Below are 7,019 nucleotides of genomic sequence, written 5' to 3' on the forward strand. Positions count from 1 at the left end.
CGGCGGCAGAGGCGCCGACGCGGGCGACGAGGTGGCGGCGGCCGAGGCCGGCGCCCGCGCGCTCGCCGCCCGCACCGGGGCCGTGGTCGCGGCGACCGGGCCGGTGGACTACGTGACCGACGGGACAAGGGGGTTTCGGGTGGCGAACGGCCACGCGCTGATGCCCAAGGTCACGGCGCTCGGCTGTTCGCTGACCGGGATCTGCGCGGCCTTCATCGCCTCGGGCGACGACCCGCTGACCGACGCCGCCGCGGCGCTGGCCTTCTACGGGCTGGCCGGCGAGCGGGCGGCGAAGGGCGCCGCGGGCCCCGGCAGCTTCGCGGTGGCCTTCATCGACGCGCTGGCCGCGGTGGATCCCGCGGCGCTCGACGCCGGCGCCCGGATCTCGGTCGCATGAGGGGGCCCCTGCCGGATCTGGCGGTCTACCCGATCTCCGACCCCTCGGCGCGGATCGGGGTGGAGGCGGCCTGCGTCGCCGCCGCCCGCGGGGGCGCGCGGCTGGTGCAGCTGCGCGACAAGACCGCGTCGGACGAGGCTCTGACGGCGCTCGCGCGGCGGCTGGTGGCGGCGCTGACGCCGCTCGGCTGCGCGCTGCTGATCAACGACCGGATCGGGGTGGCGAAGGCGGCGGGCGCCGCCGGGGCCCATGTCGGCCAGTCGGATGCGGCGGTGGCGGAGGCGCGGGCGCTGCTCGGCCCCGACGCGATTTTGGGGCTTTCCATCGACACGGCCGCGCAGCTCGACCGCAACGACTGGGCGAAGCTCGACTATGTGGGCGTCGGCCCGGTCTTCGCGACGGCGACCAAGCCCGACCATGCGACGCCGCAGGGCTGGGACGGGTTGGCCCGGCTCTGCGCGCTGGCCCCCGTGCCGGCGGTGGCCATCGGCGGCGTGAAGACGGCGCATGCGGGCCTCGCCAAAGGCGCGGGCGCGGCGGGGCTGGCGATGGTCTCCGAGATCTTCGGCGCCGACGACCCGGAGGCCGCGACCCGCGCCGCCCTCGCCGCCTGGAGAGCGGCATGACGCGCATTGCAAACGTCCTCGCCATCGCGGGGTCGGACCCTTCGGGCGGGGCCGGGATCCAGGCGGATATCAAGGCGATTTCGGCCAATGGCGGCTACGCCATGGCGGCGCTGACCGCGCTGACCGCGCAGAACACGCAGGGCGTCTTCGGCGTTCACCCGGTCCCGCCCGCGTTCGTGGCGGCGCAGATCGCGGCGGTGCGGGCGGATATTCGGCTGGATGCGGTGAAGATCGGCATGATCGCCTCGGCCGAGATCGCGCTCGCGGCGGCCGAGGCGCTGGCGGGGCTGACGGCGCCGATGGCGCTCGACCCGGTGATGGTGGCCAAGGGCGGCGACCGGCTGCTGGCGAATGACGCGCTCGACGCCCTGCGCGACCGGCTGCTGCCGCTTTCGACCGTGCTGACCCCCAACCTGCCCGAGGCCGCCGCCCTGCTCGGCCGCGGTCCCATCGAGACGCGGGACGCGATGGAGGAAGCGGCCGAGGCGCTGCGCGCGCTGGGGCCGCGGGCGGTGCTGCTCAAGGGCGGGCATCTGGGCGGGGAGACGAGCCCGGACCTGCTGCTCCACGAAGCCGGCGCGCATTGGTTCGAGCGGCCGCGCCACCCGACCCGCAACACCCATGGCACCGGCTGCACGCTGTCCTCGGCGCTCGCCGCGCAGCTGGGGCGGATTTTTGCGGACGCAGGCTTCGCGGCGGCGGGCGCGCTTCCCGCCGCCGCCCTTGAAACCGCCACGCAAGCCGCGGGCGACTACGTGGCCGGCGCCATCGCGGCGGCGGACCGGCTGGAGGTCGGGTCCGGCCACGGCCCCCTCAACCATTTCTTCCGGCTGGGCTGAGGCCCCCCTGAACGCGACGAAGCCCCACCGGTCCGGCGGGGCTTCGCAATGCGGGGTCTTCAGGCGCCTGCCGGGTCGCGCTCAGCTCGTCTCGCCCAGCAGCTGCACCTTGGCCACCGCCAGCAGCTCCTCCATCTTGGCGCGCAGGTCATCGGAGGAGATGCCCTTGGCCGCGAAATCGGCCGCGACCTTGCGGTGCACGTCGTCGTCGCCCGCCTCCTCCAGATCCGCGATCACCACCGAGGCGGCGTAGGCGTCGGCGTCCGCGCCGCTCATCCCCATCTTCTCCGCCGCCCAAAGGCCCAAAAGCTTGTCGCGCCGCGCCGCGGCCTTGAAGCGCATGTCCTCGTCATGGGCGAATTTGTTCTCGAACGCTTTCTCGCGATCGTTGAAAGTGGTCATCGGGTCCTCCGCTGCACAGGCCCGGCCGGGAGCGACGGGCTCCGGGCCGGCAGGTTCGCGCCCCATATAGGCGCATCGCCGCCGCGATCCTAGCGGCGAGGCCGCGGCGAATCCTTGCGGCAGGTCAAACGATGGTCTATCGCGCAGAACCCGGCGCGCGGGGCCCCTCTCACGCGCCCTCGACCTATTTTCGGGGCTGACACTTACTTCTCGGGGCTGACAATGGCGCGACGCAGACTGGTCTACGAAGGCAAGGCGAAGATCCTTTACGAGGGTCCCGAGCCCGGCACGCTGATCCAGCACTTCAAGGACGACGCGACCGCCTTCGACGCGCAGAAGAAAGACGTGTTCGAAGGCAAGGGGGTGCTCAACAACCGCATCTCCGAGCATATCATGACCGGCCTGAACGAGATCGGCGTTCCGACCCATTTCATCCGCCGCCTCAACATGCGCGAACAACTGATCCGGGCGGTGGAGATCATCCCGCTCGAGGTCGTGGTGCGCAACGTGGCCGCCGGCAGCCTCGCCAAGCGGCTGGGGCTGGAAGAGGGCATGCAGCTGCCCCGGCCGATCATCGAGTTCTACTACAAGGACGACAAGCTCCACGATCCGATGGTGACTGAGGAGCATATCGCGGCGTTCAACTGGGCCTCCCAGCAGGACATCGACGACATCATCGCGCTGGCGCTCAGGGTCAACGACTTCATGTCGGGGATGATGCTGGGCGTCGGCATCCGGCTGATCGACTTCAAGATCGAGTGCGGGCGGGTTTACGAAGGCGATTTCCAGCGGGTGATCGTGGCCGACGAGATCAGCCCGGATTCCTGCCGGCTGTGGGATGTGAAGACCGGGCGGAAGCTCGACAAGGACGTGTTCCGCCGGGATCTGGGCAACCTGACCGACGCCTATACCGAGGTCGCCTCGCGCCTGGGCATCATGCCCAAGCAGAACGGCCGGCCCGCGACCGGGCCGAAGCTGGTCCACTGAGACCGGCGTCTCCGGGGGCCGGCGCGGACGGCCCTCGTGCCGCTGCGCGCCGCATCGCCCCGCCCGGCCGTCCCGGTTTTCGACGGGACGGCCGGCGAAGGTCCTTTGCAGTCCATTCCGCATGATCGCGCCGCGGGTGATCGTCCTGGCGCTGGGCATCGCGGCGCTGGTCGCCGGCGCGGCGTGGATCGGCGCGCCCCGCCCGCCTGACCTGCGATTCGCCGCGATCGACGGGCTGCCCGGCTGGCGAGAGCTCGCCGACGGCGCGGGGGCGAGCCGCGCAGGCGGCCCCTCCCCGCTCGCGGGCCTCGATGCGGCGGATCGGGCTTCGGGCGAGGCGCCTGACCCGGACGCGCTCTGCGCCCTGATCTGGGACGGCGACGCGCCAGCCGAGGGGCCGGTCGACGCCCGCCCCCGCATCGCCGTCTTTTCCGACGCGAACTGCCCCTATTGCCGGACGCTGGACGGGATCCTCGCCGACCTCGCCGAAGCCCGCCCCGGCCTGCGCATCCTGCATCACGAATGGCCGGTGCTCGGCCCCGGCTCGGTCGTCGCGGCGCGGGCGACCCTGGCGGCGGACCGGCAGGGCGGGTTCCGGGCGCTGAAAACCCGGTTGCTGGCCTCGGGATTCGCGATCACCCCGGCCTATGTCGCCGCGGTGGCGGAACCGCTGGGGCTCGATCCGGTGCGGCTCGCCGCCGACATGGGCGCGGAGGCGATGACCGACGCGCTCGCGGACACCGCCCGGATCGCGGCGCGCTTCGGCTTCGTCGGCACGCCCTCGCTGGTCATCGGCGGCACGGTCGCCCAAGGGGCGCTGACCCGCGCCCGGATCGAGACGATTCTCGACGCCGAGGCCGCACGCGACGCGCCCCCCTGCCCCTGACCCGGCCGCCGGCCCGAAAACGGGGACGGCAGGGCGGGGCGATGTGGCGCGCAGCGACACGAGGGCCGCCCGGCCGGCCCCCGCTCCCGCCGCGACCGCTCGCCCGCTTGTCTCACGCGTCGGCGCGGGCTAGTCAGCCCTGAACTCCCCGCCTCCCCGCCGCCCGGAGACCGCCCATGAAAGCCCGCGTCCATGTCTCGCTGAAAACCGGCGTGCTCGACCCCCAGGGCGAGGCGATCCGCCACGCGCTCGGTTCCCTCGGCTTCGAGGGCGTGACCGGCGTGCGCGCCGGCAAGCTGATCGAGCTCGACCTGGCCGAGACCGACCCCGACGCCGCCCGCGCCGCGGTCGAGCGGATGTGCCAGTCGCTGCTCGCCAACCCGGTCATCGAATCCTACGCCATCGAGCTCGTCTGATGCGCGCCGCGGTCATCGTCTTCCCCGGCTCCAACTGCGACCGCGACATGGCGGTGGCCCTGCGCGAGGCGTCCGGCGCCGGCGTGACCATGGTCTGGCACAAGGAGACCGCCCTGCCCGAGGGGCTGGACCTGGTGGCCCTTCCCGGCGGCTTTTCCTTCGGCGACCACCTGCGCTGCGGGGCGATCGCCGGCAAATCGCCGATCATGCGCGCGGTAGCCGATTTCGCGGGCAAGGGCGGGCATGTGCTCGGCGTCTGCAACGGATTCCAGATCCTGACCGAGACCGGGCTGCTGCCCGGCGCGCTGCTGCGCAACGGCGGGCTGAAATTCCTCTGCAAACCCGTGCCCTTGCGGGTCGGCACCTCCGCCAGCGCCTTCACCAATGCGTGGAACGCGGGCGACATCGCCTCGATCCCCATCGCGCATCATGACGGCGCCTATGTGGCCGACGCCGAGACCCTGGCCGCGCTGCGCGGCGAGGACCGCATCGCCTTCGCCTATGAGGGCGGCGCGCCCAACGGGGCCGCGGACGACATCGCCGGCGTGCTGTCGCGCAACCGCCGGGTGCTGGGCATGATGCCCCATCCCGAGCGGGCGGTGGACCCGGCCCATGGCGGCTCCGACGGACGGCGGCTGTTCCGGTCGCTGTCCCAGGCGCTCGAAACCGCCTGAGCGCGGCGCGGGGCCGTCCCGGGCGGCCCTCGCTCCGCTGCGCCCCCCCTCGACTGAAAACCGCATGGTCCCGCCCAGGACGTCCCCGTCTTCAGGCGCCTTGCGCTTCGGGCAACGCCCCGGTCTCGATCCGCCCCGCCAGCGCCAGCGTCGCCTCGGCCAGCGCCGGCGTCAGGGGGATCCGGCGCAGCTGGCGCGGCGTGAAGAAGGCGAACCCCGCCCCCTCCCCCACCCGGATCGCATCCGGCGCGACATCCAGCCGGGTGACATAGGCGTAGAGCCGCGCGCGGGAGCTGCGGGTGGAGAGGCTCCGCCCGAACGGCCGCAGCGCGTCCGCCGCCAGCGTGATCCCCGTCTCCTCCCGAAACTCCCGCAACGCGGCCACGCGAAGCGTCTCGCCCGCCTCCACCCCGCCGCCGAACGGGGCCCAGAGGCCGGCGCCGGCGAGGCCCGGGCGGTCGTCGCGCAGCTGCATCAGGACGCGCGCCTGCGCATCCACCGCATAGACCAGCGCGCCGGCCCCCGGCCCGGGGGTGTCCCAGGCGCCGAAGACCGGGAACTCCGCCTCATCCGGAAACATCATTTGCGCCGCATGTGTTCGTCGAGCCGGGGCATGATCTCGACGAAATTGCAGGGCTTGTGGCGATAGTCGAGCTGGGGCTTGAGGATCTCGTCCCACGCGTCCCGGCAGGCCCCCGGCGAGCCCGGCAGCGCGAAGAGATACGTCCCCCCCGCCACGCCCCCGCAGGCCCGGCTCTGCACCGCCGAGGTCCCGATCTTGCCCATCGAGACCACGGCGAAGATCGTGCCGAAGGCGTCGATCTCCTTCTCGTAGACGTCGCGATGCGCCTCCACCGTCACGTCGCGTCCCGTGAGCCCGGTGCCGCCGGTGGAGATCACCACGTCCACCTCCGCATCCGCCACCCAGGCCCGCAGCCGCGCCGCGATCAGCGCGCGGTCATCGGTGACGATGGCGCGGTCGGCGACGGCATGGCCCGCGTCCTCGATGCGCGCGGCCAGCGTGTCGCCGGAGCGGTCGTCCCCCGGCCCCCGCGTGTCCGACACGGTCAGCACCGCGATGCGCAATGGAATGAAATCGCGTTCAGCCGATCCGCTCATGCGCGGCCTCCGATCAAGGGTTTTTCGCCGTCGAGCGCCGCGCGCAGCGCGCGCAGGTCGCGCCACGCCTCGCGTTTGCGCTCGGGCTGGCGCAGCAGGTAGGCGGGATGAAAGGTCGGCAGCACCGGCACGCCGCGCCAGTCCCGCCAGGTTCCGCGCAGGCGGGTGATGCCCACCTCCGTCTCCAGCAGCGCCTGGGCGGGGGAGGCGCCCATCAGCAGCACGAAATCGGGGGCGGCGAGCGCGATGTGACGTTCCAGAAACGGGGCCAGCATCGCGACCTCGTCGGTCGCGGGCCGGCGGTTTTCGATGGGGCGCCAGTAGACCACGTTGGTGATGTAGGCGGCCTCGGCGGGCGCCGTGGAGGCGCGGTCGAGCCCGATCGCCGCCAGCATCCGGTCCAGCAACTGCCCCGAGCGGCCGACGAAGGGCTTGCCCTCGCGGTCCTCCTCCCGCCCCGGAGCCTCGCCCACGATCATCACCCGCGCGCCCGGCAGCCCGTCGCAGATCACGGTGTTGCGCGCGCCCTTCTTCAGCGGGCTGAGCTCGAAGCCGCGGATGGCGTCATGCAGGGCGGAAAGGTCCGCGGCGGCGGCGGCGAGGTCGCGGGCGGCCTCGCGCGGCTCCCGCTCCGGCGCGGGCCGGATCACGGCGGGGGCTTTGCGGGCCTCGG

11 protein-coding genes are annotated in these 7,019 nt (G+C 73.1%); 7 read left to right on the top strand and 4 right to left on the bottom strand.

Going from position 1 to position 7,019, the window contains the following annotated elements; genetic code table 11:
• From ACTB72_RS19515 to thiD, 3 genes are all read left to right on the top strand, one after another.
• The coding region (locus tag ACTB72_RS19515) for a hydroxyethylthiazole kinase (RefSeq protein WP_463038686.1) at positions 1-397 on the top strand (397 nt) is incomplete at its 5' end.
• Positions 394-1,023 carry a thiamine phosphate synthase gene (thiE, locus tag ACTB72_RS19520; RefSeq protein WP_463038687.1) on the top strand — a complete coding sequence of 210 codons (630 nt, stop codon included), beginning with the start codon at positions 394-396 and terminating at the stop codon, positions 1,021-1,023. The genes ACTB72_RS19515 and thiE, both read left to right, overlap by 4 nt.
• The gene (gene thiD, locus ACTB72_RS19525) at positions 1,020-1,862 is read left to right on the top strand and encodes a bifunctional hydroxymethylpyrimidine kinase/phosphomethylpyrimidine kinase (RefSeq protein ID WP_463038688.1); all 843 of its coding nucleotides are present in this window, start codon (positions 1,020-1,022) and stop codon (positions 1,860-1,862) included. Before thiE ends, thiD begins: the two co-directional genes overlap by 4 nt.
• 81 nt (positions 1,863-1,943) lie before the next feature.
• Here thiD and ACTB72_RS19530 read toward each other — a convergent pair whose 3' ends face one another.
• Positions 1,944-2,264 carry a DUF1476 domain-containing protein gene (locus ACTB72_RS19530; protein WP_463038689.1) on the bottom strand — a complete coding sequence of 107 codons (321 nt, stop codon included), beginning with the start codon at positions 2,262-2,264 and terminating at the stop codon, positions 1,944-1,946.
• A 222-nt stretch (positions 2,265-2,486) separates the two neighbouring features.
• On the opposite strand from ACTB72_RS19530, the gene purC reads away from it, so the two are divergent.
• From purC to purQ, 4 genes are all read left to right on the top strand, one after another.
• On the top strand, positions 2,487-3,251 hold the full coding sequence (gene purC, locus ACTB72_RS19535) for a phosphoribosylaminoimidazolesuccinocarboxamide synthase (RefSeq protein ID WP_463038690.1): 765 nt from the start codon (positions 2,487-2,489) through the stop codon (positions 3,249-3,251).
• A gap of 121 nt (positions 3,252-3,372) precedes the next feature.
• The gene (locus ACTB72_RS19540; RefSeq protein WP_463038691.1) at positions 3,373-4,137 is read left to right on the top strand and encodes a DsbA family protein; all 765 of its coding nucleotides are present in this window, start codon (positions 3,373-3,375) and stop codon (positions 4,135-4,137) included.
• Positions 4,138-4,313: 176 nt separating this feature from the next.
• The gene (gene purS, locus ACTB72_RS19545) at positions 4,314-4,553 is read left to right on the top strand and encodes a phosphoribosylformylglycinamidine synthase subunit PurS (protein ID WP_463038692.1); all 240 of its coding nucleotides are present in this window, start codon (positions 4,314-4,316) and stop codon (positions 4,551-4,553) included.
• The gene (purQ, locus tag ACTB72_RS19550; protein WP_463038693.1) at positions 4,553-5,227 is read left to right on the top strand and encodes a phosphoribosylformylglycinamidine synthase subunit PurQ; all 675 of its coding nucleotides are present in this window, start codon (positions 4,553-4,555) and stop codon (positions 5,225-5,227) included. The genes purS and purQ overlap by 1 nt, the downstream gene beginning before the upstream one ends.
• Before the next feature lie 91 nt (positions 5,228-5,318).
• Here purQ and ACTB72_RS19555 read toward each other — a convergent pair whose 3' ends face one another.
• From ACTB72_RS19555 to ACTB72_RS19565, 3 genes are all read right to left on the bottom strand, one after another.
• A complete protein-coding gene (locus ACTB72_RS19555; protein ID WP_463038694.1) occupies positions 5,319-5,810 on the bottom strand; it encodes an NUDIX domain-containing protein in 492 nt (163 codons plus the stop codon).
• Complete coding sequence (gene moaB / locus ACTB72_RS19560; RefSeq protein ID WP_463038695.1) at positions 5,807-6,346, bottom strand: molybdenum cofactor biosynthesis protein B; 540 nt, start codon at positions 6,344-6,346, stop codon at positions 5,807-5,809. Before moaB ends, ACTB72_RS19555 begins: the two co-directional genes overlap by 4 nt.
• Positions 6,343-7,019 (bottom strand): uracil-DNA glycosylase (locus ACTB72_RS19565; protein ID WP_463038696.1); only part of this gene is annotated, 677 nt, incomplete at its 5' end. The genes ACTB72_RS19565 and moaB, both read right to left, overlap by 4 nt.

The organism is Albimonas sp. (assembly GCF_055129145.1).

Coding starts and splice junctions, on each gene's coding strand:
- thiE (WP_463038687.1), top strand. CDS start 394: ATGAGGGGGCCCCTGCCGGATCTGGCGGTCTACCCGATCTCCGACCCC.
- ACTB72_RS19555 (WP_463038694.1), bottom strand. CDS start 5,810: ATGATGTTTCCGGATGAGGCGGAGTTCCCGGTCTTCGGCGCCTGGGAC.
- thiD (WP_463038688.1), top strand. CDS start 1,020: ATGACGCGCATTGCAAACGTCCTCGCCATCGCGGGGTCGGACCCTTCG.
- purC (WP_463038690.1), top strand. CDS start 2,487: ATGGCGCGACGCAGACTGGTCTACGAAGGCAAGGCGAAGATCCTTTAC.
- ACTB72_RS19530 (WP_463038689.1), bottom strand. CDS start 2,264: ATGACCACTTTCAACGATCGCGAGAAAGCGTTCGAGAACAAATTCGCC.
- purS (WP_463038692.1), top strand. CDS start 4,314: ATGAAAGCCCGCGTCCATGTCTCGCTGAAAACCGGCGTGCTCGACCCC.
- moaB (WP_463038695.1), bottom strand. CDS start 6,346: ATGAGCGGATCGGCTGAACGCGATTTCATTCCATTGCGCATCGCGGTG.
- ACTB72_RS19540 (WP_463038691.1), top strand. CDS start 3,373: ATGATCGCGCCGCGGGTGATCGTCCTGGCGCTGGGCATCGCGGCGCTG.
- purQ (WP_463038693.1), top strand. CDS start 4,553: ATGCGCGCCGCGGTCATCGTCTTCCCCGGCTCCAACTGCGACCGCGAC.